The organism is Paenibacillus sp. YPG26, assembly GCF_023704175.1.
Lineage (GTDB): Bacteria > Bacillota > Bacilli > Paenibacillales > Paenibacillaceae > Fontibacillus.
On record NZ_CP084530.1, the window covers coordinates 2,851,006 to 2,874,727 of the forward strand.

23 protein-coding genes are annotated in these 23,722 nt (G+C 51.6%); 11 read left to right on the forward strand and 12 right to left on the reverse strand.

Going from position 1 to position 23,722, the window contains the following annotated elements; translation table 11 throughout:
- Positions 1 to 68: 68 nt before the first annotated feature.
- The 4 genes from LDO05_RS13445 to LDO05_RS13460 all read right to left on the reverse strand — a co-directional run bounded on the left by LDO05_RS13445 (position 69) and on the right by LDO05_RS13460 (position 4,309).
- A complete protein-coding gene (locus LDO05_RS13445) occupies positions 69 to 1,436 on the reverse strand; it encodes an LLM class flavin-dependent oxidoreductase (protein WP_251375884.1) in 1,368 nt (455 codons plus the stop codon).
- A gap of 62 nt (positions 1,437 to 1,498) precedes the next feature.
- Positions 1,499 to 2,350, reverse strand: a complete 852-nt coding sequence (locus LDO05_RS13450) for an ABC transporter permease (RefSeq protein ID WP_251375885.1) — start codon at positions 2,348 to 2,350, stop codon at positions 1,499 to 1,501.
- Complete coding sequence (locus tag LDO05_RS13455; protein ID WP_251375886.1) at positions 2,343 to 3,227, reverse strand: ABC transporter ATP-binding protein; 885 nt, start codon at positions 3,225 to 3,227, stop codon at positions 2,343 to 2,345. Before LDO05_RS13455 ends, LDO05_RS13450 begins: the two co-directional genes overlap by 8 nt.
- Before the next feature lie 32 nt (positions 3,228 to 3,259).
- Positions 3,260 to 4,309 (reverse strand): ABC transporter substrate-binding protein, encoded by a 1,050-nt coding sequence (locus tag LDO05_RS13460; RefSeq protein ID WP_251375887.1) that lies wholly within the window; start codon positions 4,307 to 4,309, stop codon positions 3,260 to 3,262.
- A gap of 372 nt (positions 4,310 to 4,681) precedes the next feature.
- Here LDO05_RS13460 and LDO05_RS13465 point away from each other — a divergent pair, with 372 nt between their 5' ends.
- From LDO05_RS13465 to LDO05_RS13490, 6 genes are all read left to right on the forward strand, one after another.
- Complete coding sequence (locus LDO05_RS13465; protein ID WP_251375889.1) at positions 4,682 to 5,278, forward strand: TetR/AcrR family transcriptional regulator; 597 nt, start codon at positions 4,682 to 4,684, stop codon at positions 5,276 to 5,278.
- A 273-nt stretch (positions 5,279 to 5,551) separates the two neighbouring features.
- Entirely contained in the window at positions 5,552 to 6,328 is a 777-nt protein-coding gene (locus tag LDO05_RS13470) for an ABC transporter ATP-binding protein (protein WP_251375890.1), read from the forward strand.
- Between the two features lie 129 nt (positions 6,329 to 6,457).
- The gene (locus tag LDO05_RS13475; RefSeq protein ID WP_251375891.1) at positions 6,458 to 7,495 is read left to right on the forward strand and encodes an aliphatic sulfonate ABC transporter substrate-binding protein; all 1,038 of its coding nucleotides are present in this window, start codon (positions 6,458 to 6,460) and stop codon (positions 7,493 to 7,495) included.
- Between the two features lie 23 nt (positions 7,496 to 7,518).
- Positions 7,519 to 8,376 carry an ABC transporter permease gene (locus LDO05_RS13480; protein ID WP_251375893.1) on the forward strand — a complete coding sequence of 286 codons (858 nt, stop codon included), beginning with the start codon at positions 7,519 to 7,521 and terminating at the stop codon, positions 8,374 to 8,376.
- Positions 8,376 to 9,230, forward strand: a complete 855-nt coding sequence (locus LDO05_RS13485) for an ABC transporter permease (protein ID WP_251375895.1) — start codon at positions 8,376 to 8,378, stop codon at positions 9,228 to 9,230. Before LDO05_RS13480 ends, LDO05_RS13485 begins: the two co-directional genes overlap by 1 nt.
- Positions 9,231 to 9,266: 36 nt before the next feature.
- Positions 9,267 to 10,622, forward strand: coding sequence for an LLM class flavin-dependent oxidoreductase (locus LDO05_RS13490; RefSeq protein WP_251375896.1), 1,356 nt, complete (start codon positions 9,267 to 9,269; stop codon positions 10,620 to 10,622).
- Positions 10,623 to 10,814: 192 nt separating this feature from the next.
- Here the strand turns inward: LDO05_RS13490 and LDO05_RS13495 are convergent, their stop codons facing one another.
- Together LDO05_RS13495 and LDO05_RS13500 are read right to left on the reverse strand one after the other, a co-directional pair.
- Positions 10,815 to 12,044 (reverse strand): exo-alpha-sialidase, encoded by a 1,230-nt coding sequence (locus tag LDO05_RS13495; RefSeq protein ID WP_251375898.1) that lies wholly within the window; start codon positions 12,042 to 12,044, stop codon positions 10,815 to 10,817.
- A 21-nt stretch (positions 12,045 to 12,065) separates the two neighbouring features.
- Positions 12,066 to 12,434, reverse strand: coding sequence for a hypothetical protein (locus tag LDO05_RS13500; protein WP_251375899.1), 369 nt, complete (start codon positions 12,432 to 12,434; stop codon positions 12,066 to 12,068).
- Positions 12,435 to 12,639: 205 nt separating this feature from the next.
- Between LDO05_RS13500 and LDO05_RS13505 the strand changes: the two genes are divergently transcribed.
- Positions 12,640 to 13,047 carry a hypothetical protein gene (locus LDO05_RS13505; RefSeq protein ID WP_251375901.1) on the forward strand — a complete coding sequence of 136 codons (408 nt, stop codon included), beginning with the start codon at positions 12,640 to 12,642 and terminating at the stop codon, positions 13,045 to 13,047.
- Positions 13,048 to 13,232: 185 nt separating this feature from the next.
- Here the strand turns inward: LDO05_RS13505 and LDO05_RS13510 are convergent, their stop codons facing one another.
- A complete protein-coding gene (locus LDO05_RS13510; protein WP_251375902.1) occupies positions 13,233 to 13,556 on the reverse strand; it encodes a DUF3889 domain-containing protein in 324 nt (107 codons plus the stop codon).
- Between the two features lie 74 nt (positions 13,557 to 13,630).
- A complete protein-coding gene (locus LDO05_RS13515) occupies positions 13,631 to 13,963 on the reverse strand; it encodes a YolD-like family protein (protein ID WP_251375903.1) in 333 nt (110 codons plus the stop codon).
- Between the two features lie 295 nt (positions 13,964 to 14,258).
- Here LDO05_RS13515 and LDO05_RS13520 point away from each other — a divergent pair, with 295 nt between their 5' ends.
- Positions 14,259 to 14,717 carry a GNAT family N-acetyltransferase gene (locus LDO05_RS13520; RefSeq protein ID WP_251375905.1) on the forward strand — a complete coding sequence of 153 codons (459 nt, stop codon included), beginning with the start codon at positions 14,259 to 14,261 and terminating at the stop codon, positions 14,715 to 14,717.
- 134 nt (positions 14,718 to 14,851) lie between these two features.
- On the opposite strand, the gene galU is transcribed toward LDO05_RS13520, so the two are convergent.
- The 4 genes from galU to LDO05_RS13540 are packed head-to-tail and all read right to left on the reverse strand — an operon-like array spanning position 14,852 to position 19,373.
- A complete protein-coding gene (galU, locus tag LDO05_RS13525) occupies positions 14,852 to 15,718 on the reverse strand; it encodes a UTP--glucose-1-phosphate uridylyltransferase GalU (RefSeq protein ID WP_251375906.1) in 867 nt (288 codons plus the stop codon).
- 6 nt (positions 15,719 to 15,724) lie between these two features.
- Complete coding sequence (locus tag LDO05_RS13530; protein ID WP_251375907.1) at positions 15,725 to 16,138, reverse strand: GtrA family protein; 414 nt, start codon at positions 16,136 to 16,138, stop codon at positions 15,725 to 15,727.
- Positions 16,135 to 17,115 (reverse strand): glycosyltransferase family 2 protein, encoded by a 981-nt coding sequence (locus tag LDO05_RS13535; RefSeq protein WP_251375908.1) that lies wholly within the window; start codon positions 17,113 to 17,115, stop codon positions 16,135 to 16,137. Before LDO05_RS13535 ends, LDO05_RS13530 begins: the two co-directional genes overlap by 4 nt.
- A gap of 35 nt (positions 17,116 to 17,150) precedes the next feature.
- Positions 17,151 to 19,373 (reverse strand): glycosyltransferase family 39 protein, encoded by a 2,223-nt coding sequence (locus LDO05_RS13540; RefSeq protein ID WP_251375910.1) that lies wholly within the window; start codon positions 19,371 to 19,373, stop codon positions 17,151 to 17,153.
- Between the two features lie 202 nt (positions 19,374 to 19,575).
- Between LDO05_RS13540 and LDO05_RS13545 the strand changes: the two genes are divergently transcribed.
- The 3 genes from LDO05_RS13545 (at position 19,576) to LDO05_RS13555 (ending at position 23,624) form a co-directional block, all read left to right on the forward strand.
- The gene (locus tag LDO05_RS13545; RefSeq protein WP_251375911.1) at positions 19,576 to 20,262 is read left to right on the forward strand and encodes a response regulator transcription factor; all 687 of its coding nucleotides are present in this window, start codon (positions 19,576 to 19,578) and stop codon (positions 20,260 to 20,262) included.
- Positions 20,262 to 21,797, forward strand: a complete 1,536-nt coding sequence (locus LDO05_RS13550) for a sensor histidine kinase (protein ID WP_251378728.1) — start codon at positions 20,262 to 20,264, stop codon at positions 21,795 to 21,797. Before LDO05_RS13545 ends, LDO05_RS13550 begins: the two co-directional genes overlap by 1 nt.
- A gap of 180 nt (positions 21,798 to 21,977) precedes the next feature.
- Positions 21,978 to 23,624, forward strand: a complete 1,647-nt coding sequence (locus LDO05_RS13555) for a sensor domain-containing diguanylate cyclase (RefSeq protein WP_251375912.1) — start codon at positions 21,978 to 21,980, stop codon at positions 23,622 to 23,624.
- Positions 23,625 to 23,722 lie beyond the last annotated feature (98 nt).

Genomic DNA, 23,722 nt, shown 5'->3' on the forward strand with positions numbered 1-23,722 from the left:
CTTTTATATGGATCCTTAATAGGATTTGAAGCCGTTAAGAGTTAACCGTCAAGAACTAACTAAATGCTTCAGTTGACACTGTACAGGACGGCCGTACTTTCAATAGCAGCAGGGTGCACAGGCCGCTTCAGTTCGAGATGATCCCGCAGGGTTGTTCCCGAGTACTCGGTACGGAACAAGCCCCGCTTCTGAAGCTCGGGCACAACCAGATCCACGAATTCTTCAAGTCCTCCCGGCAGATACGGCGGCATAATGTTGAATCCATCTGCTGCGCCGCTCAGGAACCACTCTTCTAATTGATCCGCAATCTGTACGGGAGTTCCGAAGATCTCGCGGTGACCCCGTGCGCCGGCAATGCGCTGATACAATTGACGAATCGTAAGATTCTCCCGCTCAGCCAGATCCTTCAGCAGGGTGAAGCGGGTTTTACCACCGTTAATTTGATTCAGTTCCGGAAGATCCGGAAGAGGTCCATCCACCGGATATGGCGAGAGATCGAAGCTGATCAGCTGGGACAGCAGGCTTACCCCCGCCTCCTCGGGAATGAGCTGCTCCAGCAGCGCTTTTTTCTCAATGGCCTCCTCTTCTGTCCTTCCGATAATCGGGAATATTCCCGGCATAATCTTCAGATCCTCCGGTGAGCGTCCATACTTGGCCAGTCTACCCTTCACATCCCTGTAGAAGCGCTGGGCTTCCTCCAGCGTCTGCCACGCTGTGAATATCACCTCGGCCGTCCGTGCGGCAAGCTCCTTGCCGGGGTCGGATGAACCGGCCTGAATAATGACCGGATACCCTTGAACCGGCCGGGCTACATTCAGCGGACCCTTAACCGAGAACCACTCGCCTTTGTGATGGAGGGTATGAAGCTTGCTCTTATCTGCAAAAGCCGCGTTATCCTTGTCATATAAGAAGGCATCGTCCTCCCAGCTGTCCCACAGACCCGTGACCACGTTCAGGAATTCTTCCGCCCGTTCATAGCGTAGAGAGTGCAGCAGGTGGCTCTCTTTATTGAAATTGAGCGCTTCATCCGGATTCGCGGAGGTGACCACGTTCCAGGCTGCGCGCCCGCTGCTCAAATGATCCAGTGAGGCGAACTTGCGGGCCACATGATACGGCTCGTTATAAGTGGTCGATACGGTTCCCGCAAGACCCACGTGCTCCGTTACGGCAGCCAGCGCAGATAGCAGCGTAATCGGCTCCGGACGTACGGTTACCGTCTGGGCAACCGCCTCGGCATATTTCTCCGAGACCGAGTATCCATCCGCCAGGAACAGCATGTCGAATTTCCCCCGCTCCGCAGTCTGGGCCAGCTTCTTATAGAATTTCAGATTCAGGACTTCCGAAGCTTCCGCTCCGGGATATCGCCAGGCTGCCACATGATGGCCAGGTGTCATCAGGAAGGCTCCGAGTTTCATTTGACGGGTACTCTTGCTCATATCATTTCCTCCTCAAAATAGACCTTGGTATTTGCTAGATAAGCTCAAGACACAGACCATTCCTACTCATTCGAAGCCTGCTTCCAAGCAGTCAGCTTCTTCTCGAGCGTAACGAGCGCGTAGTTCAGAATGACACCGAAGATGGAGATGGTGATAATCCCTGCATACATCTCCGTAATCTGAAAGCTGAACTGCGTGTACTGAATGAAATACCCTAGCCCCGACTTGGCCCCTGCCATTTCGGCAGCGACGAGAACGAGGATGGAGGCCGCCCCCGCTTGGCGAATACCCACAAAGATGGTCGGAACCGAGGCAGGCAGCACGACCTTGCGGAACAGCTGCAGTGGAGAAAGTCCCATCGACCTGGCGGATCTGATCAGCAGCGGATCCACATTCCTTACACCGCTGATCGTATTCAGCAGCAGCGGAAATACGCAGGCATAGAAGATGATGGCGATCTTGGACGTCTCTCCAAGACCCAGCAGCATAATGAATACAGGGAGAAGCGCAAGTACCGCGGTATTACGGAACAATTCCAGCAGCGGGTTCAAGTACTGCGCAGCGGTCTTCCACCAGCCAATCGCCAAGCCCAGCGGAACACTGACAAGCAGAGCCAGGGTGAAGCCTCCAATCGAGCGAACCAGGCTGACCTTCGTATGTTCAGCAAGGTCTCCCGAGAGGAGCAGGCCCCACCAGGTGCTCAGCACCTCACTTAAAGGGGGAAGAAAGGTGGCATTGGTCCAGCCAAGCCGTGGTGCTGCTTCCCATACAGCCATAAAGGCAATGATAACAATGGATGCTTTGAAAGCCTGGTGCAGCTTCTCAAATGCCCAGCCCAGAGCTCTCTTTCCACTTCTCCGGGCTTCCTTCTTCTCCAATCTGACAAGCACTTCTCCTGCTCCTGAATTAGCCATCTACAGCGGCCCCCTTCCCTGATAATGTGCTGCTACCCCAACCCAGACTGCGGTTCTTCTCCTGTTCCTGCGCACGCTGAACTTCATCCTTCAGCAGATCCCAAATCTGATGCCGGAGCTTCACAAAGTCGGGGTGAGCCCGCAGATCCTCCTCCGACGTTCTGGCTTCAAATGGAATTTCAATCACTTCCTTAATTCTCCCAGGCCGGGAGGTCATAACGGCTACACGCTGGCCCAGATAGACGGCCTCCTCAATCCCGTGAGTAATGAAGATAATCGTCTTCTTCGTTGCTTCCCAGATTCGCAGCAGTTCACTCTGCAGGGTCTCCCGGGTCTGGGCATCCAGCGCGGCGAAGGGTTCATCCATCAGCAGCACATCCGGATTGTAAGCCAGGCTTCTTGCAATGGCGATCCGCTGCTTCATGCCTCCCGAGAGTTCATGAGGATAGCGATGCTCAAATCCTGCAAGGCCTACAAGCTGAATATATTCCTGAGCGATCTCGCGCCGTTCCTTACGCGGAACCCCCTTGGTCTCAAGGCCAAATTCCACATTGGCCAAGGCCGTCTTCCAAGGGAACAAGGCATACTGCTGGAACACAATGCCACGATCCAGATTCGGACCTGTTATCGGCTTGCCGTCCAGTAGGATTTGTCCGCTGGAAGGCGTCGTCAGACCGGCGAGAAGATCAAGCAGGGTAGACTTTCCGCATCCGGACGGACCAACAATAACCATGAATTCCCCGGGCTTCACGTCCAGATTAATACTGTCAAGTGCCTTGACAGGCTCTTGATTGGCTTTCAGATCACCAGGTCTCCGTGTGACACGAAAAGCTTTATTCACCTGCTGAATGCTGATTTTGGCGGTATTGGCAGTCATACAACCTTCCCCTTCCTAGTGAATGATTTCTTCTACTTGGCCTTGCCCTCATTTAAATATGGATTGAATTCATTGCTGAACAGCTCTTTGGCATTCAGCTCGCCCTGCTTGATCGTGCCTTCATTAACCAGCCAATCCACCCAGGTGCTGAATTCCTTATCCGCAATCAGCCCGCCCTTGCCCGCAACTCCAGTGCTCTTCCAATACTTGATGGCCTTGGTGTCCTCCTTGCGGCCGCGATTATTGATGATCTTCTCGTACCTTGCCACCACTTCATCACGCGGAGTCGTCCTCGCCCATTCAATCGCTTTGGCTGTGGCTTCCACGAATTTGCGCGTGGCCTTCGGATTTTTCTTGATAAATGCATCAGTTAACACGTAACTGCCTGCGCTGAACGTCCCGAACAGCTCCTTATCTGTGAAAAGAGGATGGATTCCGCCGCGTTCCAGCGCCTTGTCCCGCAGTATACCGCCGAGTGTAGCCACATCGATCTGGTTGGCCCGCAGCGTCTGTTCCGTAGTGACCGGCGGAACTACAACCAGGGTAACCTGTTCAATCTCTTCCTGAGTCAGGCCCTGCCTGTGCAGGTATTCCTTAATTACGAATTCGTGATGGGCACCGAGCGTATTGACGGCAATTCTTTTGCCAATTAAATCCCGGGCTGTCTTAATGGAACTACCATCCAGCACATAATATCCGCTCCAGGTATTATCATCGACCCCGTAGTAAGCAATCACCGGAGTAATCGGGGCTTTGGCAGCGAGCAGCTTGACAATCGCACCGTTAAAGGCCCCTCCGAAGTCGGTATCCCCGGTGACCACGGACTGGATATCCTGCGGCCCGCTGATTGTATTCCCGATGAAATTCAATTTGAGAGGTGCCAGATAGCCCAGGTCTTCGGCAAGTTCCGGATAGGTAACCGCACCTACGTTGCCCTGATAACGAAGCTCCGCAACCTCAAGACCATCCTGGCCGGCTGCGCTCGCTAGTGGAGTGTTGCTTTTGCCGCATCCGGACAACACCAGCGAGGATACCAGCAGCAGGGCCATAGCCGTACCGGCAAATTTGGAAACAGGATTCATGAGATCAACCTCCATCTGTAATTTGTTATACATGTTCCCGGATGAGATGGCCTTGATTTTGCTGGTAGCAAAAAAAGACACATTCATCTCCAGGATGATCGTGTCTCCGGTGGTCCGGTCGGATAATCTACAAATCCAATCGACTTACTATGTTTTGATTGCTATACTACATTCATCCCTTTCTTTAGTCAATCATTTTTATGGAAATAATTTTCATATTTAAATTTTCTATACATAAAAACCTGTAAAATAAGGGTTTTTGACGGTCCTGACTGAATCTGGCAGATCTAACTTCACTTTCCCGGTTCAAATGTCTATTATAATCCGTAGAAGAGCAATCCATTTAAGAGCAATCTGCAAGGAGGAATCAGAATGTGTCCCAGAAATGTGGAGCGTGACTTAAGAGTTAGAGATGAACGAATTCAGCAGATTCTGGATTCAGCTATTACTATTATTTCAAGTAAAGGGTTCGGATCCACAAGCATCAGCGATATTGCCAAGGCAGCCGGAATCAGCATTGGTACGATGTACCATTACTTCAGATCTAAGGATGAAGTATTTGCCGAAGTGCTCAAGCGGGGTCAGCTGGATTATGGACAGAAAGTGTCGGAGCTTGCGAAGGAGCAGGGAATTCCTGCGCTTGCCAAGCTGCATGATTTCGCCGCGAGCTGGCTTGCCAATCCAATTAACTGGGCTTATACGATTATGCTTCAAAGCGCCCGGACTACAGAGACCGTGCCGATGGAGATCAGACAGGCAGTAACGGACAGATTCACGGCGAACCTTCAGCCTCTCGCCCGCATTATGGAGGATGGCCAGCGGGAAGGCACGGTCGTTCAGGGCGATCCGCTGAAGCTGGCCTTTTATTTTGTCAGCTTGATTCAGGGACTAACACTTCAACGGGCACCAGGATTCGAGATTCCGGTATCCATAGAAGTCGATGGATTAATGCGGCTGTTCCAAGCATAAGTCCTCTTACAGAAATCGGTTATTTATACCCAAGTTAACACATAGGAAAATAAAGGTTGACACCTTCAAACCTCCCCTGATAGAATGCTCATAACAAACCGAATACATATTCAATTTGTTAATTGCAATGATAATTGTCACATTCCACCAGACAACTGGAGACTTGGCAACAGGCATACAACAGTCTTAGCTGCTGCGCTGTATCCTTTGCCAATTCTTTTGGGAATAAAACCAATTAAACTGGTTTGTTTAATATGATTTAGGAGGCCGATTATGTCCGAGCATTCTTTGGTAATCGAACATCTCAATCGCACTTTTGCTTCTCCTGCGGGTCCGGTTCATGCTCTCTCGAATATTCAGCTTAAGGTGAGACAAGGCGAGTTCGTCACACTGATTGGACCAAGCGGCTGTGGCAAGAGCACTCTGCTCAAGATTGTAGGCGGGCTTGATACCGGGTATGAAGGCAAGGCCGAGCTGAATGGCAGCCCGATTACAGGGCCCGGCATTGAGAAGGGGGTTATCTTCCAAGAGCCTCGCCTGTTCCCTTGGCTGAATGTGGAGAAGAATATAGCTGCCAATCTATCTCTTAAGAGCCCCGCAGTCCGCCGCAGGGTGGATGAGCTGATCGAGCTCGTTAGACTGAAGGGCTTCGAGAAAGCCTACCCCCGCGAGCTGTCGGGAGGCATGGCCCAGCGCGTGGCGATTGCAAGAGCGCTGCTTCGCAGTCCGGAGGTGCTCCTGCTCGACGAGCCCTTTGGCGCGCTGGATGCTTTTACAAGAGCTCACATGCAAGAAGTGCTGCTGGATATCTGGCAGAACAACAAGACGACCATGCTGTTCGTCACGCACGATCTTGACGAGGCGGTATTCCTAGGGGAGCGGGTTGTTATTATGAATCCCAGACCCGGACATATCCGTGAGATTCAGCCGATTGACCTGCCATTCCCGCGTTCAAGAACCGGAGCCTCCTTCCAGGAGCTGCGCCGCCTGGTTCTCCAGGCATTTGAGAAGGTTGAAGAACCCCAGATTGATCTGGGAGCAGGCATTTAAGCTGCAGCAAGCTATTATGTTCATACATCGATCTACAGATCAGACAATGGAATTAGAAATGACCAACAAGCAAGAGTGTGAAATCAGTACTTCAACTTATATTAAGAGTTAATAGAGGAGAGATATCGTATGAAGAAATGGACAATTACCCTGCTGATGCTAATGGTTGCACTTACTGCAGCAGGCTGCGCTTCCAAGGATACAGCTGCAACTGCCACTCCAACTGCAACCAAATCTGCGGACGGCAAGACGAATTATGAGGGACTTACCCTGAAGCTTGGTGTACAAGGTAAAGGCGGCTTATACGGCAAGGCCAGACAAGAGAAATGGTATGAGCAGGCTTTCGAGAAGCTTGGCGTGAAGGTGGAATGGGCCGAGTTCCAAAGTGGGCCGCCGATGACGGAGGCTATGGCTTCTGACAAGCTGGACTTCGCTTCACTTGGAAATATGCCGGTGATCGCCGCGCAAGCTGCGGGCATCCAATTCGAGATTATATCCCAGATTCTTGAGGGGAAGCAGAATACGGCGATCATTGTGCCCGCGAACAGCACGCTTAAGGATATTAAGGATTTGAAAGGTAAAAAGGTAGCCGTTACCAAAGGCAGCAACGCCTACAACCTGCTTACGCGTGGTCTGCATGATGCCGGAATTGAAGCGTCTGAGGTGCAGATCATCCAGCTTCAACCGAACGAGGCTCAGCCCGCTTTTGACTCGGGCAAGGTTGATGCCTGGGCTACCTGGGATCCGTACATCTCCATTAATACCCTTACCGGCAAAGGCAAGGTACTCGCCGAAGGTGAATCTCTCGGCGTACTGGCTCCTTCCTTCGTGATTGTCCGCAAGGAGATCGCTGATAAATATCCGGAGCTTGTCACTACTTATCTATCTGTACTTGAGAAATCCCAAGAATGGGAAGAACAGAATTCAGCTGAAGCCACCAAGAAATATGCTGCGGACTACAAGATTCCTGAGGCTATTGTCGAAGGCATGCTGAAGCGGTCCAAATCCGTGAACATTCCGGTTAGCCAGGAGATTGTTACAGAGCTTCAGAAGACCGCGGATTTCCAGAAGTCCATTGGAACCATACGCAAGCAGATTCAAGTATCGGAAGTTGTCAATAACAAGTTCATTGAAGAGGCGCTTAAATCCACATCTTCCTCCAAATAACATCCGAAAGTGAGGTGCTGTCCATGTTCCCTGTAAGCACCCGAGACAAGACACTTCAAGGCGGGCTTCACAGCGCGCCGCAAATACGGAGAGCACGTTCAAGACAAATTCGCCGCTCGAACAGATGGATTGGACTGCTGCTGCCGCTCACGCTTCTCGTGGTCTGGCAGATTGCCGGGTCAGCCGGACTGCTGAATCCGATCCTGCTGCCGGCTCCCTCCGACATTTGGGAGGAATTCCGTTCCATGCTGCTTAGCGGGGAACTGCTTAGCAACCTGGGCATTTCCACATGGCGGGTCGTAGCCGGCTTTCTGATGGGAGGCGGCCTTGGGCTGGCCGCAGGTCTATGGGTCGGCTTCTCTTACAAGGCCGAAAGGCTCCTGAATCCATCTCTGCAAATGCTGCGGACACTGCCCCATCTTGCCATTGCCCCCCTCTTCATCCTATGGTTCGGATTCGGAGAGGAATCCAAGCTGCTGCTGATTGCCAAGGGCTCTTTCTTCCCTCTGTATATCAATACGTTCCTCGGAATCCGCAGCGTGGATAACAAGCTGTTCGATGTAGCCAAAGTCCTTGAATTCAGCCGTATGCAGATGATCACGAGATTAATCCTGCCTGCATCCCTGCCTAATATCCTGCTTGGCACCCGCCTCTCGCTTGGCGTGGCCTGGATTGGTCTTGTGGTTGCAGAGATGATGGGTTCAACATCAGGAATCGGATTTATGATCAATGATGCGCGCTCTATGTCACTGACAACAGTCATGTTCGTGGGAATTGTGGTATTCGCTATTGTAGGCAAGCTGTCAGATTCGCTTGTTCTGCTGGTTGAGCGGAGGCTGCTCCGCTGGAGAGACAGCTTTCAGGGGGAGGGGAATTCGTAATGGCACAGCTCATCAATCAAGAAGCACGGGTAGAGCCCGGCACCACTCCGGTTACAGCTGCCTCCAAGTTCAGGAAGGAGCTCGGCTGGCTGAACCATGTTCCCGCATGGCTTCATGGGCTGCTCGTTCCTATCGCCTTGCTCATCCTATGGCAGATCGCCGGAGACACTGGACTTGTGACCAAGGAGCAGCTGCCTACTCCTCTTGCAATTATAAAGAGATTCATAGAGCTTGGTGCAAGCGGTGAACTGTATCATCATCTCGGGGTCAGCTCCCTTCGGGCCCTGGGCGGCTTCATGCTGGGTTCGGCGATCGGTCTGCTGGTTGGGATGTTCATCGGGATTGGCAAAATAATCGAACGGACCCTAGATCCATCCCTGCAAATGCTGAGGACCGTCCCGCTTCTAGCCCTGATTCCGCTATTCATCCTGTGGTTCGGAATCGGCGAATTCAGCAAAATTCTGATGATTTCATTAGGCGCGTTCTTCCCCGTGTATCTGAATACATTTCTCGGTATCCGAAGCGTGGACACCAAGCTGTATGACGTCAGCCGGATCCTAGGGTATTCCCGCTGGCATCAGCTGACCAAGCTCATTATCCCTTCTGCGCTGCCCAATATCCTGCTCGGCCTGCGCCTGGCGATGAGCACCTCCTGGCTGATTCTCGTATTCGCCGAACTGATGGGAACCAGTGCCGGTATTGGCTATATGATTGAAGATGCCCGCACCTATTCCAACACAGACATTGTCTTCGTAGGTATTATTCTATTCGCTCTGGTAGGGTCGATATCCGATATTATCGTTCACGCACTCGAGAAGCGCTGGCTGCGCTGGTGGGATACATTCAAAGGTTAACTCTATCTCTCATTTAATAAGGAGGCTTGAGGCCGCATGACCCAACGTACAGATCAGCTCCACCTGGGTGCATTCATCTATTATGCCGGTCATCACCATGCCGGATGGCGTCATCCTGATTCCGGAGTCGAAGGCATGTATGACTTCGACTTGTACCGCTCGATTGCCGAGACGGCGGAACGCGGCAAGTTCGATATGATTTTTTTCGCGGATTTATTATATGTACAGAACGTGGATATGGCCGCATCCGGCATGCTTGATCCGATCACACTCCTGTCTGCGCTGTCCGCGGTAACCTCCCGGATTGGCCTGACGGCAACCGTCTCCACCACCTATAATCACCCCTATAATGTGGCACGCAAATTTGCTTCACTGGATTATATCAGCAAAGGAAGAGCGGGCTGGAATATTGTGACTTCCCAGCTGGATATCGAAGCTCATAATTACGGACTTCCCAAGCACCCGGACCATGCGCTTCGCTATGAGATGGCTGAAGAGTTCGTGGAAGCCGTAACTGGACTCTGGGACAGCTGGGACGATGATGCGCTTGTCCTGAACCGTGAGACCGGGATCTATGCGGACCCCAGCAAGGTCAAGGCCATTGACTACAAAGGAAATTGGTTCTCGACCAAAGGCCCGCTCAACCTTCCCCGGCCGCCGCAGGGGAATCCGGTGCTCATTCAGGCGGGTTCATCCCCGCAAGGTCAGCAGTTCGCCTCCAAATATGGCGAGGTCATCTTCACCGCGCAGCAGTCGCTGGAAGCTGCCAAAGCCTTTTACCAAAGTGTGAACAGTAAGCTCATAGAGTCCGGCCGGGCGCCGGGAAGCTTGAAGATTATGCCGGGCATCTCACCAATTCTTGGCGCCACAGTGGAAGAAGCAAGACGCAAAGAGCAGGAGCTGATGGAGCTCATTCCAGCCGAGCTTGCTGTGGCTGCTCTATCCGGCATGGTAAGCTACGATCTCTCCGCCTACCCTCCCGATGGTCCTCTTCCCGAGATTCCGGACCCGGTTGAGAAATCTAACGGGATGAAGAGCCGGATTCAGCTCATTATGGATACAGCCCGTTCCCAGAACTTGTCCATCCTAGAGCTGGGCCGCAGAATTCTAGGAGCCCGCGGCCACCTGCAGTTCGTAGGAACACCGGAGCAGCTCGCGGACTTGATGGAACAATGGTTCCAGGAGAAGGCATGCGATGGCTTCAACGTCATGGGCCCTGTGCTTCCGGGTGATCTGGAGACCTTTACAGATGAGGTAATCCCTATTCTGCAGCGCAGATGTCTATTCCGCACAGAATATACAGGGACTACGCTTCGTGAACATCTAGGCCTGCTCAGACCCGAATCGGGACATTTCAGCAGCCGCGGCATCAAGGAACTTAGTGTCAATTAGCAGGACAATCTGTAACCTATCATTAGAAGCTTTGCCTGCCCATATAGAGCTATCCCTATCGTCATCCAAGATGGCACAAGGGATAGCCTTTTTTTGTGCTGAAGCTGATGATCCCCGCGATGTTTCTGATCTGAACGGCAGACGAACTCATACACCGTATGTCGACGAGCACAAGCTCGTATTCCACTGTCATTAGGTTGAAAAGTAGACATCCTGCTTGCCCGTAGGAGGCGTAGTTGCGTTCCAGACCGCAGCCAGCGTATCCGGCAGGCTCGTGGCTGCCGAAATATAATCCCCGATCAGCGGAACAGGAGTTGGGGAGTTCCCATTCGGATTGAAGGACGCATCGGTCAGGCGCCGGTTGGAGAAGGCCCCGCCGCCGTTGAATGACTCAGCTACAAAGACATCAAGGAGAAAGCCATTGACCCGATTGGTGTAGTAGATAATGCGGATAGTCCCTGTGGATGGAGAGACCGTAATGGACGGGAAGAAATTCTGCGTTCCTGGAGGCGCCCCGGTTACACTTACGGGAATAGACCACAGCTGTCCATCCGGTGAGACCGAGAGCAGAATATCCGAGTAACCGTTACGGAAGTCATTCCAGGCTGCGTATACATTGCCGCTTCCCAGACCGCTCGATATGTCTGCGCCAAGGCTCAGATTTGTCTGCACACGGAAGCCATAACCAGTTACGGGAAGAGGCGATGGAACGGGAACCACAGATGAGATCAGGATGGATTCACGCGCAATTTGCGGGGTGAATGAGGCTCCTCCATCATACGAGATGCGAAGGCTCGCCGCCGGATTCATCGGTCCGGTCAATATATACCCCGAATACACTTCGCCCGATAGACCTACTGCAATAGCCGCGCGATCATGAAATCCTCTCGGATCACTGAGCCGCTGGGGAGTCTCCCAGCTTGCCCCCTCATTCAGGGACCGCTGGAAGAAGATCGCCGAGAAGTTGAAGAGCGGGGTGTAGCTGACATACGCATTGCCCCGGTAAGGGCTGCCCGGTGAGCGGTCTACCGCTATGAAGGGCTCATCATTGTGAATAATCGTCCCATATCCCCGCTGCACAATGACCGGCGGATTGAAATTCACTCCGTTATCGAATGAAGTATAGGTAACAATGGTCCCATCATTGAATCCGTTAAATACATGGGCAGCGACAATAAACGTATTGGGGAACGTATAGTCCACAGTGGGAGCCTCTGCACTTGCATAACCACTCGGCTGTGGGAGAATGCTGCTGCTCCAGGTCTGCCCCCCATTTGACGATATGGATACGCCGATTCGCGCCGTGCCCAAGCTGTCATCCACATATACCACACACATGAAATTGGATAATACCGAATTAACAGCGATCGAGGGCTCGAAATGATTCCCTGGCAAAGCCGCCGTTACATTTACAACCGGCAATCACCTCATCTCCTTCCTCTTTTAAGGGAGATTCGTCAATCTGTCAATTTGGCTCATTTCAGACTGCAGGACTCTCTGTACAACTCCGCCAACAGCATCCAGAGTATACACATGAACCACTGCGCTTGTTGCGCTGAAATAATCCATCTGTACTTCATAAAACCCGCCTGCGTTGATGGCGTATCTGAAATTTTGGGTAGCCTGCGGCGGCAGGGCAATCAAGTTATGTCCCAGCGGCACCCGTGGTCCGTCGACACTTCCCCATTGGAATACTTCGAGCTCGATATTTGCTGTAAGGTTAATGGAATCATTAATACAGCTCACCAGAATTTGGCCTGCAGCGGTTGGCCCTGTTGAAGGATTGTATATGGCTCCAGTCGTGTAGGGCATCTCCCGTTCTCCCCCTTCTGCATTGCGGGCGCTTTTATACCAACCTGTACCCCCTCCATTTAAAATATGCGAATAATTCTAAGACGAACAGGCCAAATGGCAAAAAGTTCAGGATCCTATCACCTATCATGGCTGATATACAAGAATAAGCAGATCACAAGCATATGGTAGATATGCAGGTATTCCACATTTGGAGGTGATTGATATGACTCTTTCTATTATTGATTTTGGCCGCAGCGTTCCCAACAGCTTCACCCAGTCTACCAACATTCCGCTAGTAGCTATCCCAAGTGCCAACACTCTGGCCAATTTCGGTCTGCTTACTAATCTGGGCGGTGTTGTCGAGCTTCACGTTAGCTTAGGGGTACAGGCTACTGCCGGAAGCCCCACCGTGCTCATCTCCCTGATTCGTGATGTGACAGAGATCGCCAACTCCCAGACCACGATTTTCACCCTCAATGCCTTGGAGACGATCAGCTTCTCGTTCGTGGATACCACGGCCCCGGCCGGCTATCACTCCTATACACTTCAAGCTTCCGTCTCGAACAACTTCAATTTCAACAGGGCTAATGTAATCGGACCTATCGTATTCTCAGGGACCTCTCTGGCTTAATTGCTTAACTGCCTTGCAGACTTATTGATGAGCATTCTGCTCGGTTAACACTTGCTTATTGAATACGTGCTTACTGAATACGTGCTTACTGAATACGTGCTTACGATGAAAAGCCGGGGCTCCCTGCGAGCTCCGGCTTTATTCTCATTATTCAGCTGTTCTTATCCCTATCATCGCTATGATCCCTATTCAGCAGCTTCTTTGTATTTGATGTCCAGCAGTTCTCCGGTATCTTCATTGAACTGTACACTTACATAGACACCAAATTCCTTGGAAGGCTTCTTCACGATTAACTTGAACTGCTCTTCATAGATAGAATCTCTGATCGCCTTCCTGCCGATATGCTTATAGTCGGTAATGTCGGCATTATACTTCTTCTTCGTCTCCAGGACAGCCACTCTGCCCCACTCCGCATAGGAAGGCTCCGCCATAGCCAAATTCCCCGCACCCAGCATACTTATAACCAAAGCTGCGAATAATGTGATCATCCCTTTTTTTGCGGCTTGCATGAGGTCTTCACTCCTGACTTTGAAATTCAAATCTTATTATTCAAAGATGGAGTTCAAATTATACCAATGATCCGCTATCTGGAGGCCCCGATAATCTCCCTGATCTTGATCCACTGCCAATCCTCACCCAGCTGCAGCTTGATCTCACGGCTGTGGGTATGAATAGAAGTGACGACACCGCGCAGCTCCGTATCTTCATATTCCCCCCACAGCCTGACTGTGACCACTGTACGGGCTCTGAACGATTCACTCAGCACGCGCTCAATCAGCTCCAGCTCTTGGGCATCCACAATTGGCTTTGTGCGGCGATTCCGCTCGCGGCCTGCCCGAATAATCGCCTCCTTGTGCTCCGGCAGCATCATCCTTGACGATTCCCATAATCCATTCGCCTCCAGCTTCCCTGCCATAACCCGATCCTCCCATCTCCTACTCGCTAAGATACGTTCACAAATATATACGCGAACACATGTTTGTATTATATCCAGTTCGCCAAATCTAAATCAATGTAAATAAAATCCTGTTATATGTACATCTTCCACAGCAGGAATTAACCAGCCGCGGCAAGAATATAAGTGGACGCCCTGTTGTCTACTGTGCTGCATTGTCCAACCTGGTATCAGTGTAGCGCCTGTTTTCGAATTCGAATTATTTATAATGCTCACGGTTAGAGGAACTTGTATCAAGCTAAAATAACCAGCAGACATGGAGGGTAACAGAACCAATATGCCTAAGATTCGTCTAGCGAAGAAAACAGAGTTTGAAGCATTAACACTTATTTGGTTAAATGCCACTTTGGCAGCACATTCTTTTGTGGAGCGGGAACATTGGGAAGCTGGACTGCCAGATATGGAGAACAAATGGCTCCCTATGTCCGAGAACTATATTATTGAAATCGGGGAGCCTCCGAGAATTGGAGGGTTTCTCTCTCTCGTCGATAATTACCTCGCAGCTATATTTATCGATCCTCGTGTTCAGAACGAGGGGTGGGGGTCAGAACTGCTTACCAAGGCCAAGCAGCTCAGGGACAGCTTGACACTGAAAGTCTATCAGAAGAATGGTCCAGCACTGAGCTTTTACCTTAAGCACGGCTTTGTTATTGACCATGAAGAAGTAGACAGCTCCACAGGCGAGAAGGAGTATGTTATGAAATGGTGCAGATAAAATAATCAGTGTCCCCTTGTGCTGCAGCTGCAAGAGGGCACTGATCGTTAAGGTTCCATATAGAATGCTTGGTCAAAATGGACATAAGTTATGCCGAATCCATTTCCCGGCTTGTCGAAAGAGCTCTAGCAGCCTTACTGATGAACAAGCTGCTTCAAATAGGGCATAAGCAGCGGATACAGTTCTTCCTGGTTAAGCCCGATCTCCAGGGTAGCCTGAATATAGCCGAATTTGTCACCGATATCATATCTCTTCCCGGCGAGTTCAAGAGCAAGCAGCCCTTCTGTACCGCAAATTTTATGCAGCGCATCTGTAAGCTGGTATTCCCCGCCGGCTCCCCGGTCGATCTGCTCCAGCACGGAGAAGATGGAAGGCTGAAGGATGTACCGGCCCATCACAGCCATTTGAGAGGGCGCCTGTTCGGGAGAAGGCTTCTCCACCAGTCCTCTCACCTGATAAAGTCCACCTTCTGCGGTGGAAGGATCGATGATGCCGTATTTGCTTACATCGGATATCGGGACCGGCTTGACGCCGATTACAGGCTTCGCAGTCTCTTCGAACACGGAGATCAGCTGTCTAAGAGCCGGAGGCTCGGAGACCATAATATCGTCTCCAAGCAGAACGGCGAACGGCTCATCTCCGATGAATTGCCTGGCGCAGAGGATGGCATGGCCCAGGCCCAGCGGTTCCTTTTGCCGGATATAATGAATTCCTGCGAGCTCACTGATGGCCTGAACCTCAAGCAGCAGATCCTGCTTGCCCTTCTCCTTCAGGATGCGTTCCAGTTCAACGGACTTATCGAAGTGGTCCTCGATTGATTTCTTGTTGCGTCCGGTTACGATAATGATGCTCTCAATTCCGGACTGCACTGCTTCTTCCACAATATATTGAATCGCCGGCTTGTCGACGATCGGGAGCATTTCCTTGGGCTGTGCTTTGGTTGCCGGCAGGAAGCGGGTGCCGAGTCCGGCGGCGGGAATTACGGCTTTTCTGACTTTCATATGGGTTCACTCCTGTCCATGTTGATCTCTAGTCTGTTGTTGCCCGAACACAAGATAACGGCTTCCCGCATAATTAACGAGGATGCTTACTGCCGTGGCAGCCAGCTTACAGAGGGCAAGATTCATTCCCGTGCTGGCGGACAGCGTATTTAGTACGAACGTGGATATCGTTAATGCCGCAAGATTGACCAGCACAAACCGGAGAAGCTCATCCTTCCTGTTCTGATTACGTTCCTCACGAAAAGTCCATCTGCTGTTCAGAATATAGCTGTTCAGTACGCCGCAGCTGTAGGACAAGACTTGGGCGGGAATAACAGGGGTGCTCACCCAGATGAGGAGTGTGAACACAGCCAGATCAATTCCGGTATTAAGGAGTCCCACCAGCCCGAAGCGCATCAGCCTAATAATTCTGCTGTTCATACCTTGGTTAAGCGCTCTTGAGCGAGCTTGCCCTCCTGCTGGTGGATCCCGTGCAGTTCATTCACAATATAGAGCGGCCGCCCCTTGGTCTCATCATAGATCCGGCCGATATATTCTCCGAGCACCCCGAGCATAATCAGCACAAATCCATCGAACACCAGCATGATCCCAATGAGGGAAGGCCAGCCTTTGCTTGTTGCTCCCGTAAATAAGGCGAGATACAGAACATACAGGAGGTAGACGAATCCGAGAATGGACAGCGTCATTCCCGCGTAGCCTGCCAGCTTCAGCGGTTTGTAGGAGAAGGACATGATTCCGTCCAAAGACAGCTTGACCATCCGTCTGAGGGGATACTTGGTCTCCCCGGCAAAACGTTCCTCCCGTTCATACTCCACCGCGGTCTGGCGGAAGCCTACCCAGCTGACCAGACCGCGGACGAACCGGTTCTTCTCCGGCAGTTGTTTCATCTGCGCCACGACCTTGCGGTCCATCAGGCGGAAATCCCCTGTATCTACCGGAATATGAATATCGGTGGAAGCCCTGAGAATCCGGTAGAACATGCTGGCAAACCACTTTTTGAAGAGCGTCTCCCCGTTTCTTTTAACCCGCTTCGCATAGACAACCTCGTAGCCTTCCTTCCATTTATCAATCATCGTGAGAATCAGCTCGGGAGGATCCTGAAGATCGGCATCAATAACAATCACCGCTTCTCCAGACGCATAGTCCATACCTGCTGTAATGGCAACCTGATGTCCGAAATTCCGCGAGAAATCAATCAGCTTGACGGTGTCGTCCCAGCAGCTGTAATCCTTAATAATCCCGGCACTCTGATCCCTGCTGCCATCATTAACGAAGATTAACTCATAGGGATCCTGCAGGGTTCCCATTACTTTTTTAAGACGTCTATAAGTCTCCTGAATAACAGCTTCCTCGTTATACATCGGAATAATAATTGAATACTTCGCTTCTTTGCTCATAAGGTCTACCTCCTTCTAAATCCTGAAATATGAGTTTATTTCACTGTGACCTCGTACAAGGTCATATTCCCATCAGGGCCGCCCTGCCTGAAGCCTGAATCCGTCTGTTCGGCTGATTCCGAAGAGTCGCTCCATTCGCTGGCAGGAATCTCGGTGCCATGCTCTTTGATCCAGGCTGTCAGCTCCGAGCTGCCACCACGGCCGCCCATTCCACCGCCAACAAGGAAGTACTTCACCTTGCTGTCCTTAACCAGAGCCTCAAGCTTCGCCGCCGTATAGACAGGGTCTGAACCTGAGAATCCGCCCATAATGATGACAGATTCATCTTCGTCAATCATATAGGGAGCCGCCGTGCCATAATTCGTCGTAGCGAATAAGTACTCTTGGCCTGAGTTATTTTCTCTTAAATAAGCAAGCAGCTTCGTATTCACCTTCTGGCTGCCGCCCATTCCACCGCCACGCCCCTCTGTATCGGGTCTGCTATCGTCCATAGCTGCAGAGCCCGCCATAGTACCTGAAGATGTGGTGTTATTCGCTGAATTCCCATCTGTGCCGGTACCGGCCGAGCTGCCGCCGAAGTTCATTCCAGGAGGGAGCTCTCCAGGCTGACCATTCATGCCCCCAGGGAAGCCCATCCCCCCGCCCATACCGCTTGAAGTTCCAGGCCCTGCTTGTGGAATCATGCTGTTAAGGCCGTAAGTGATTGGGGTCAGCGCCCAGAATAGGGGACCAATCATCAGCACCAGGAATCCGGCTGCCGCCGCGGCATGCTTCCAGGTTCTCTCCTGGCGGCGGATATAGACAAGCAGTCCTGCAGCCGCAATACCTGCCGCGGCTATAGCGATAGACCATCCGGAGCCGATCGTGTTGTTATAAGCTTGAACAATGTAATATTGAAATGCTGCTGTAACTAATACAGCTGCTGGCAGCAGCCAGGACTGCCACCCGGTACGTTCACGGTAGGAAGTCCACATGGCGGTCCACCCCGCCCCAGTCAGTGCCGCAATCGGTGCTGCGAGCATGATCAGATAATAATGGTGGAAGAAACCCGCAATGCTGAAGAAGACCATAACCGGTCCAAGCCATGCCAGCCAGAACAAGCCTTCCTTATGCTTCTCTGTAATGTTGTTACGGCGGATTCCCGCGAACAGGGCTATGAAGCCGAATAATACGAACGGAAGAAGCCAACTGGCTTGTCCTGAGAGTTCAGTCTGGAATAGACGCAGCGGACCCGGGGTTCCTGTTCCGAACCTGCTTCCCATTCCTCCACCGCCGTCATCCCGGCCGTCCTCTCCCGCAGGCGGCATCAACGGATTTGTTCCGGATTGACCGGAGCTTGACTGATCGGTGCTTGACTGGTCTGTTCCCGTCTGAGCCGACCCCGCAGATCCACCGTCACCTCCCATATTTGCTTGACCCGGCTCCCCGTTAACACGATCTCCTGGAGGCGTCCCTCCGCCTCCGCCTTGATCCCCGGTCAGACGGGACACTCCGTTATAGCCAAAAGCCAGTTCAAGAACCGAGTTGGTCTCGCTGCTTCCGATATAAGGGCGCTTGTCTTTGGAAATAGAGTCCACGGTAACCGCCCAGGACAGGGATACCGCCATTAGAACCGCGGTACAGCCGGCGAGTACACTTACTTTTCTCTTCCAATTGACTTTCGCTGCAAGAACATAGAATAAGTAGAATGCGGGCAGAACCATATAAGCCTGAAGCATCTTCATATTGAAGCCAACACCCACCATGGCAAAAGCGCCGAGCAGACTCCAGATCCTGTTCTCCCGGATCCCCCGGAACAATAGCCATGCTGCAAGCAGCAGCGTGAATACCAGCATACTGTCAATGTTGTTGGTTCTGCTTACCGCTACGGCAACAGGCATACAAGCCATAACGAACGCTGCGATTCTTGCTGAAGCCAGTCCAAAAGTGGGCTTGACCAGGAAGTATATCAGCAGGACGGAGCCAATTCCGGCAAGCGCCTGAGGCAGAATCACACTCCAGCCGTGCAGACCGAAGATATAAGCGCTGATCGTCTGAATCCAGAAGGTGACCGGAGGCTTGTCCACGGTTACGGAGCCTGCTGAGTCAAGTGATCCATAGAAGAAGTTGTGGAGATTCTGCAGCATGCTTGCGACAGCTGTGGTGTAGTACGTGTTAGCGTACTGATCATTCCAAATGCCGTACAAATTGAGAAAAGCTGCGAGTGCCACAATAACAATCAGAAGCTTGTCCGTGCACATTTTCTTTAATAATCTCATATTCCATATCCACTCCCTTGATTAACCTGCACCCATTGTGCCATCCTTAACTGAAGTGAGATTGAGCGTTAGCTGAATGTTAGCTGAATGTTTGGTTACAAGCCTTGAGAAGGCCTGTCTTTCAGACAAAATTCAGCCAATTAACCGATAATAGAGTAGAAATGAACCTGCCAAAACTGCTTCTGAGAGAGGAAGAACATATATGAAACCTGCTAAGGGGATCAAAATACTGCTTGTTGACGATGAGCCGCACATTCTGCAATTTCTCGAAATGGGTCTGAGCGAAGAGGGATTTGAGGTGCAGACAGCACCCGATGGTGCGGCGGCCGTAGAGCTTGCCATGGACTTTAAGCCGCATGTGGTTATTCTTGATGTCATGATGCCTGAAATGAACGGCTTTGAGGTAGTTAAGGAAATGAAAAGCACGGGTGCCAATGTGGGGATTATTATGCTAACCGCCAAGGATGAAGTGGAGGACCGGGTCAAGGGACTGACCCTCGGGGCGGATGATTATATGGTGAAGCCCTTCAGCTTTGAGGAACTGCTGGCGCGAATTCAGGCACGGCTGCGCAACCAGTTCCCCGATCTGCTGGGGGAAGTCACACAGGGGCCGTTCCGCATTGATGACCGCCGCAAAGAGATCATTTACAATGATAAAGTTCTAGAGCTCTCCCCAACCGAATATGAGCTGCTCAAATTCATGATCATGAACTACGGAATTGTGCTCAGCAAGCCGCTGATTCTGGACCGCGTGTGGGGGTATGATTTCGGCGGAGAAGAGAATATCGTTGAGGTCTATATCCGTTCACTTCGCGAGAAGCTTGGCGATAAGGAGCATAAGCTGATCCGGACGCTCCGCGGCGTCGGTTACCGGGTTGATCTGCCATGATGAAGAGAGCCCGAGAGTTTCTCAGTCATCCATTAGCACCTGGCTCCCTGCGCTCCCAGCTGCTTGTACGTTCCCTGTTCATTCTGGCGGCTCTGCTGATTCTTATCGGGGGTCTCCAGTACTGGCTGATGAAAGACTTCTTGTATAAAAGCCGTGCTGAAGGCCTGCGGGCTCAGATCATGTCCATTCCCAAAGGGCTGCTTCGAACACAGGGCGAGCTGTCTGCTGAATCTGACCAGGACCGCCAGGACCAGAACCGCAAGGAGACGACGAACCTCCCGGAATCGAGCTCTAACTCTACTATGGACAAAGAGGGACGACCGTTTGTGTTCCGCGAGACTTCTCTGGCCTTGATCAGCAAGGACGGAAGCTTCACTGATGTGTCAGGAGAATTCGGGATGAAGCCACCCCGGCTATCCACAGCAGAATACACAGCGCTTATGAACGTTCATCAGGATAACCGGTCACATAGAGATTACGTAATCGCTCGGGATCCATCCGGGAAGGAACAGCTGATTGTGGCAGGCCCTGCCGGTCCTCCAAGCGAATCCAGAGGACTTATCCAAATGGGTACAAGTACAGCTCCGCTGCAGGAGCAGCTGCTTCAGCAGCTGTTCATCTTCCTGGTGCTGTCGGCTCTTGCCCTGGCCGGAGGACTGCTCCTCTATATTCCTGTGCTTCGCCGGACGCTTGTCCCGCTGTCCCGGATGGTAGAGGTTGTCGGGCAGACGGATGCTGGAAATCTGGCAGAGCGCTTCCCTGCAGCTCAAGGACAAGTGGAGATTGACCGCTTGTCTGCTTCTTTTAACGGCATGCTGGAAAGACTTGAGCTATCCTTCGAAGCTGAGCGGGAGTCCAAGGAGCGGATGAGACAATTTATTGCGGACGCTTCCCACGAGCTTCGGACCCCGCTTACCTCTATTCACGGCTTTCTCGAAGTCCTGCTTCGCGGAGCCGCGGCCAATCCGCAGAAGCTTCAAGCAGCCCTGACCAGCATGCACGGAGAATCCAGGCGCATTAACAAGCTGGTCGAGGATCTCCTCCTGCTTACGAAGCTGGATCAGGCCCCGCAGCTCCAGTTAACGGAGCTATGTCTTGATGCCCTTCTGCGCGAGATGGAGCCTCAGCTGCTGATGCTTGCGGGCCAGCGAAATGTGCGTTTTGATCTCACCGCCCACGTCCAGACGAAGGCTGACCCTGACAAAATCAAACAAGTTGTACTTAACTTATTTCATAATGCGGTACAGCACACACACGAGACTGAGGGAGTGATTACCGTCACCTTGATTGTCTCGGAGAATCAGGCGGAGCTAACCGTCCAGGATAATGGCAGCGGCATTCATCCAGAGCATCTCCCTCATATCTTTGACCGGTTCTACCGGAGTGAATCCTCCAGAACCCGCAAATCCGGCGGAGCCGGCCTTGGGCTCGCCATTACCAAGTCCATTATGGATGCCCATAAAGGCACAATTACTGCGAGGAGTGAGCCGGGCCTTGGCACTTCTTTTCGAATCACTCTGCCGATTGTAAAATAAATATGCCAGCAGCCCCCACGGACCATCCGCGGGGGTTATTTCATGTTCATAGTTTAAGCGTTCTCCCATAGACGCTGCGTCTTAAATTTAGACCTTGCGCAGCCGATATATATGATGTACATAAATTTCGACAAAATAATTAATATTCGACAAATAGAAAAAAGGGTTAGGAGAATGAGTGTGTCTTTTCGTTTGCGTACTATTTTTACAATTGTCCTCTCAAGTTTGATTGTAGTATTAACAACCGTGTTAAGCGTGGTTATTGGCAGGGAGTCCTCCAGGGAGATTGAGGGCACCATCGGTTCTTCGCTGGCTGAAGTATCTTACCAGATGGCTGAGAAGCTGGATTATTTCATGTGGTCACGGGCTGGTGAGGTGCAGATGCTGAGCAAGCTTGATACTTTCCGGGAGGCCAAGAGTCCAAGTGATATGCGCCGGCTGCTTGATGAATTGAAGAAGAGCTTCCCTGTCTTCACCTGGGCGGGGTTCACGGATCCGCAGGGTAAGGTTCTCGCATCTACGGATGGAATCCTTACCGGAGCGGATGTCTCAGAACGTCCCGTATACAAGAATGCGCTCCAACGGACATTTATCGGCGATGTGCATGATGCCAAGCTGCTTGCCAAGCTGATTCCTAATCCTAGCAATGAGCCCTTGCAATTCGTCGATATCAGTACCCCGGTATATGGCGCAGACGGAAAGCTTGTCGGGGTATTGGCCGCCCACCTGAGCTGGGAGTGGTCAAGAGAAGTCGAGAAATCTATTCTCTCTCCCCTGAAGAACCGTCTGGAGGGACTTAGCATTATCGTAGTCAGCAAGAAGGATAATACAGTTATCCTGGGTCCAAAAGACATGCTTGGACAACCCATCAAATCCGATTCCGTTACCACAGCACAGTCTGGACAGAATCATTGGAAGACCGAGCGGTATGCGGATGGCAAGTCCTACTTGACCGGGTATGCCTATGGCAAAGGCTACTTATCCTACCCGGGACTTGGCTGGACCATCCTGATTCGCCAGCCGATAGACGTTGCTTTTGCCTCGGCGGATCACCTACGCACCACTATTATAGTTACCGGAATAATAGCCGCTGCTGTATTCGCCATCCTTGGATGGTTCATTGCCGGATGGATTGCAAGACCCCTGAACGTAATTGCCAAGGCCGCGGATCGGCTGCGCAAAGGTGAAGCCGCCGAAATTCCCCACTACAGGCGGATCCATGATCTTGAAGTATTATCTTCTTCCTTAAGGAATCTGGTAGCCGATCTTACCAAGACTGAGAACAAGCTTGGGGAAATGTCTGTTCTTGCCATGCATGATAAGCTGACAGGACTGCCGAACCGGACAGCGCTCAGCGATTACCTGTCCAAGGCGCTTCGTGAAATTACCGGCAGATCTTCCACATTAACCATCCTGTATCTGGATCTGGATGGCTTCAAAGCCATTAATGATACACTGGGACACCAAGCCGGCGATGTTCTGCTTCAGAAGGTTGCCCAGCGGCTGAAGGACATTGTCCGGGAAGATGAGCTGGTCTGCCGGATGGGCGGGGATGAATTTGTCATTGTCTTATGCACTTCTCTACAGAAACCGATGGTGGAAGCCAAAGCCGTCACTGACCGGATCATCAAATCGATTAATGAGCCCTTTGTCATTGAGGGTCAGTCGGTAAATATTGGCTGCAGCATAGGAGCTGCCCTGTACCCGCTGGACAGCCCTGATCCCGTGGAGGTTCTTAATCAGGCCGATGAGGCCCTCTATCTCTCCAAAGGGGCAGGTAAGAACTGCGCAACCTTTATCTCCAGCAGCATAAATAAAATTTCCTGAGCAAAATAACACCCCGAACACCGAAGAACACCCTGCCGAATTCGGCAGGGTGTTCTTGCTGTATATCATCCCATGCGGATGACATACGAATTTGTTAC

What these genes read in the sequence shown, in the direction of transcription:
- LDO05_RS13445 (WP_251375884.1), bottom strand. Translation starts at nt 1,436, where the DNA reads ATGAGCAAGAGTACCCGTCAAATGAAACTCGGAGCCTTCCTGATGACA.
- LDO05_RS13450 (WP_251375885.1), bottom strand. Translation starts at nt 2,350, where the DNA reads ATGGCTAATTCAGGAGCAGGAGAAGTGCTTGTCAGATTGGAGAAGAAG.
- LDO05_RS13455 (WP_251375886.1), bottom strand. Translation starts at nt 3,227, where the DNA reads ATGACTGCCAATACCGCCAAAATCAGCATTCAGCAGGTGAATAAAGCT.
- LDO05_RS13460 (WP_251375887.1), bottom strand. Translation starts at nt 4,309, where the DNA reads ATGAATCCTGTTTCCAAATTTGCCGGTACGGCTATGGCCCTGCTGCTG.
- LDO05_RS13465 (WP_251375889.1), top strand. Translation starts at nt 4,682, where the DNA reads ATGTGTCCCAGAAATGTGGAGCGTGACTTAAGAGTTAGAGATGAACGA.
- LDO05_RS13470 (WP_251375890.1), top strand. Translation starts at nt 5,552, where the DNA reads ATGTCCGAGCATTCTTTGGTAATCGAACATCTCAATCGCACTTTTGCT.
- LDO05_RS13475 (WP_251375891.1), top strand. Translation starts at nt 6,458, where the DNA reads ATGAAGAAATGGACAATTACCCTGCTGATGCTAATGGTTGCACTTACT.
- LDO05_RS13480 (WP_251375893.1), top strand. Translation starts at nt 7,519, where the DNA reads ATGTTCCCTGTAAGCACCCGAGACAAGACACTTCAAGGCGGGCTTCAC.
- LDO05_RS13485 (WP_251375895.1), top strand. Translation starts at nt 8,376, where the DNA reads ATGGCACAGCTCATCAATCAAGAAGCACGGGTAGAGCCCGGCACCACT.
- LDO05_RS13490 (WP_251375896.1), top strand. Translation starts at nt 9,267, where the DNA reads ATGACCCAACGTACAGATCAGCTCCACCTGGGTGCATTCATCTATTAT.
- LDO05_RS13500 (WP_251375899.1), bottom strand. Translation starts at nt 12,434, where the DNA reads ATGCCCTACACGACTGGAGCCATATACAATCCTTCAACAGGGCCAACC.
- LDO05_RS13505 (WP_251375901.1), top strand. Translation starts at nt 12,640, where the DNA reads ATGACTCTTTCTATTATTGATTTTGGCCGCAGCGTTCCCAACAGCTTC.
- LDO05_RS13510 (WP_251375902.1), bottom strand. Translation starts at nt 13,556, where the DNA reads ATGCAAGCCGCAAAAAAAGGGATGATCACATTATTCGCAGCTTTGGTT.
- LDO05_RS13515 (WP_251375903.1), bottom strand. Translation starts at nt 13,963, where the DNA reads ATGGCAGGGAAGCTGGAGGCGAATGGATTATGGGAATCGTCAAGGATG.
- LDO05_RS13520 (WP_251375905.1), top strand. Translation starts at nt 14,259, where the DNA reads ATGGAGGGTAACAGAACCAATATGCCTAAGATTCGTCTAGCGAAGAAA.
- galU (WP_251375906.1), bottom strand. Translation starts at nt 15,718, where the DNA reads ATGAAAGTCAGAAAAGCCGTAATTCCCGCCGCCGGACTCGGCACCCGC.
- LDO05_RS13530 (WP_251375907.1), bottom strand. Translation starts at nt 16,138, where the DNA reads ATGAACAGCAGAATTATTAGGCTGATGCGCTTCGGGCTGGTGGGACTC.
- LDO05_RS13535 (WP_251375908.1), bottom strand. Translation starts at nt 17,115, where the DNA reads ATGAGCAAAGAAGCGAAGTATTCAATTATTATTCCGATGTATAACGAG.
- LDO05_RS13540 (WP_251375910.1), bottom strand. Translation starts at nt 19,373, where the DNA reads ATGAGATTATTAAAGAAAATGTGCACGGACAAGCTTCTGATTGTTATT.
- LDO05_RS13545 (WP_251375911.1), top strand. Translation starts at nt 19,576, where the DNA reads ATGAAACCTGCTAAGGGGATCAAAATACTGCTTGTTGACGATGAGCCG.
- LDO05_RS13550 (WP_251378728.1), top strand. Translation starts at nt 20,262, where the DNA reads ATGAAGAGAGCCCGAGAGTTTCTCAGTCATCCATTAGCACCTGGCTCC.